Source organism: Streptococcus cristatus (assembly GCF_003943515.1).
GTDB lineage: Bacteria > Bacillota > Bacilli > Lactobacillales > Streptococcaceae > Streptococcus > Streptococcus cristatus_D.
Genome location: NZ_RJPT01000037.1, coordinates 1 through 614 on the forward strand (window position 1 = coordinate 1; position 614 = coordinate 614).

General features: G+C 45.3%; 1 protein-coding gene. It reads right to left on the bottom strand.

What is annotated here, in order from left to right:
* Nucleotides 1–614: mucin-binding protein (locus D8791_RS10455; protein ID WP_446677532.1), on the bottom strand; the 614-nt coding region annotated here is incomplete at both ends.

The following is a 614-nucleotide window of genomic DNA, read 5'->3' on the forward strand; positions in this document are numbered from 1 at the left end:
GCGTTGTACCATCTGGGCCTACTGGTGTAGTGCCTGGTACATCTGGAACTACTGGAAGATCAGTTCCTGGTTTTGTTGGATCTGTTGGATTGTTTGGATATGGAAGGTTTGGTACTTTTGGAAGTCCGTCTGGTACATTTGGTACGTATGAACCGAGCTTCTTATATTGTACAACTTCTTCGCTATCCTTATCATCAGGAGTTACTGTCTTCGCTGCTACATTAGCCTTATCTGCCACGAATCCAGTCACAACTGGTGTAGCTTCTTGGGCCAATTCTTTCGTAGCTGGTGTCCATGCAGTGAAGGTTTCCTTACCAGTTACACGGTTACGTTCACCTGTACGTGTGAAGGCTGCTTCTTGAGTCACAGGAGCTTTCAGAGCTGGACGACCCGCTGTTTGACCATCTGCGTATTGATACTTGATGGTACGAGTCACCTTCTTGTTGAGTTCTGCTGGATCCTTGATTGCTTCTTTACCATGACGAAGAGTAACCACAAATTGTTGGTCTTTCTTATCATCGTTATCGAAGGTCTTAGGTCCCTTGAACTCATCGTTCACAACTTCATAGCCCTTGTCTGTCAATTCTTTCAGACGGGTTGCGTAGTTAGTTGTT